Source organism: Streptomyces thermovulgaris, from assembly GCF_002155915.1.
In the GTDB taxonomy this organism is placed as follows: domain Bacteria; phylum Actinomycetota; class Actinomycetes; order Streptomycetales; family Streptomycetaceae; genus Streptomyces; species Streptomyces thermovulgaris.
The window spans coordinates 1-2356 of sequence record NZ_MUME01000465.1; the positions used below are offsets into that span (position 1 = coordinate 1).

Genomic DNA, 2356 nt, shown 5'->3' on the forward strand with positions numbered 1-2356 from the left:
TGGTCACGCGCGGGGGGCGTGCATATATGCCGCCACGCCCCCCGCGCGTGACCAGCGGGGCGAAGGAGCGTTGGTCAAGAAAGAGTTGACCCCTCGGGCCGTCCGCACGGCCCGGTTCCTTTCAACGCCGGTTCGAGAGGCTTGTTCATGGCCGACCACGCAACTCACGACGCCCAGGCCCGGGCCAGTCTGCACCTGCTGGTGCGGGACATCGAGCGGGTCCGCCGGCAGGTGGACGCACTGCGCACGCTCACCGCCCAGCTGGGCAACGTCTACCGTCCGCGCCGCTCCGGCCCCTCCACGGGCTTCGTCGTCTACGGACGCGCCCCCGCCCCGACGGTCCGTCTCGCGCAGGAGCTGCGGGACAGCGTCGAGAGCCTGGTCACGGCCGCCGTGGACTTCGACCGTTCGCTGGGCTTCTCGTGGGACGCCGTGGGTTCCGCCCTCGGTGTCACCAAGCAGGCCGTCCACCGCCGTTACGGCGCCCGCCGCGCCGCCGCGCAGGCAGCCGCCGAGGCCGAGCGCGCCTCCGAGCCCTCGGGCACCCGCACGGTCAACGTCGGCACCGGCATCCCCGCGGCCCGTTCCATGCCGGCCCAGTCCGCCGCCGGCAGCCCCGCCCTTCGCGACGAGGTCCGCCCCACGGTCTTCCCGGCCCCTCGCAACGGCTGACCCCATCGTCCTCCCCGGGCGGGCTCACGGCACGGCCGGGCCCCGGCGGGCCGTCATGGCGCGGCCGGGGCCCGGCGGGCGTCCGTCAGCCGATGTCCGGCGGGTCGATGCGCACCCGGACCGTCTCCCCGCTTCCCCTGGCCATCCGGGCCGCCTGAGCGGACTTCAGGGCGGCGGCGAGGGCGGCTCCGCGGCCGGGCGGGACACGGACCAGGGCACGAACCCACTGCTCCCCCGGCGGGGGCGCGCCCGGGCGCCGCGGGCGGCCGGGAGGCGTGACCGGGAGCGGGACGGGACCCAGCACCTCGGCCTCCTGCGGAAGGTCGACGGTGGGGAGGAAGCCGGTCACCGCCTCCTCAGGGCCGGACACGGCCGCCATGCGGGACACCGGCGGGAAGCCCAGCTCCGCGCGTTCGGCCAGCTCCCGCAGCGCATGGCCGACGGGATCCCACCGCACCAGGGCCTGCACCGGCCGCAGGGCCGGCTCGGCGACGACGACCACGGTGCCTCCCGCCTCCTGCGGCCGCACCAGCGCGGCGGCCGCGATCCAGCGCCGCAGCGCGTCCTCGCCCGCCCGCAGATCGGGCCGCGCGAGCATGGCCCAGCCGTCCAGCAGCAGCGCGGCCGCGTACCCGCCTTCGGCGACCGGCTCGGCGCCCGGGGTGCTCACCACGAGCGCGGGGGTGCCGGGCACCGTGTCCAGCACGTGCTCGCGCCCCGAGGTCCGCACCGGCACGGCGGGGAAGGCCCGCCCCAGCTCCTCGGCGGTCCGCCGGGCCCCGACGACCTGGGCGCGCAGCCGAGAGGCGCCGCACTCCGGGCAGTGCCAGGCGGTCTCCTCGCGCCCGCACCATCCGCACCGCAGCGCCCCGTCGTCCTGCGCCTGCAGAGGCCCGGCGCAGGGCCGGCACCGCGCGGGCGTCCGGCACCGTGTGCAGGCCAGCCGCGGCACATAGCCCCGGCGGGGCACCTGCACCAGGACGGGCCCGTGCCGCAGCCCCTCCCTGGCCGTCTGCCAGGCGAGCGAGGGCAGCCGGGCGGCCCGGGCGGCCTCGTCGTGCGCGAGTTCGCCGTCGCTCACGGTGCGCACGAGCGGAGCCGCCCCGCGCACCCGCTGCCGCGTTGCGACCAGCGGCCGGGCCCAGCCGCTCTCGACGAGCTGGGCCGCCTCCACCGTGCAGCTCCAGCTGCCCAGCAGAAAGGCGCACTTGTCCTGCACGGCGCGCAGCAGCAGCACCTCGCGGGCGTGCGGCTGCGGTGCGTGCGGCTCGCTGTGGCTGTCGTCCCCGTCGTCCCAGAGCGCCACCAGCCCGAGGTTGTGCACCGGTGCGAACATGGCCGCCCGTGTCCCCACCACGGCCCGCACGGACCCCCTGCGCACCGCGAGCCACTGCCGGTACCGCTTCTCGGGGCCCGCGTCGGCGGTGAGCAGCACATGCCGTCCCTCGCCCAGGAGGGCGGTCAGCGCACAGTCCACCCGGGCGGCGGTCCTTCCGTCGGGCACGACGACGAGCGCGCCCCGTCCCGAGGCGAGCGTGGCGGCGACCGCGCGGGCCAGTTCCCCGCTCCATCCGGGTCCGGGGAGCGCGTTCCACACGGCACGCGGCGAGCCGCCCCCGGCCAGCGCCGCCAGAAAGGCCGGTCCCCGCTCGTACCGGCTCCAGGAGCCGGTACGAGCGGGGAC

At 77.5% G+C, this 2356-nt stretch carries 2 protein-coding genes; one reads left to right on the forward strand and one right to left on the reverse strand.

From position 1 onward, the window contains the following. Positions 1-147: 147 nt before the first annotated feature. Positions 148-672, forward strand: coding sequence for a hypothetical protein (locus tag CCN35_RS26395; RefSeq protein ID WP_067397703.1), 525 nt, complete (start codon positions 148-150; stop codon positions 670-672). Between the two features lie 85 nt (positions 673-757). Here CCN35_RS26395 and CCN35_RS26400 read toward each other — a convergent pair. After that, positions 758-2356: primosomal protein N' (locus tag CCN35_RS26400; RefSeq protein ID WP_086794601.1), on the reverse strand; the 1599-nt coding region annotated here is incomplete at its 5' end.

Excerpts from the sequence above, each read along its gene's own strand:
- CCN35_RS26395 (WP_067397703.1), top strand. The coding sequence starts at position 148 with ATGGCCGACCACGCAACTCACGACGCCCAGGCCCGGGCCAGTCTGCAC.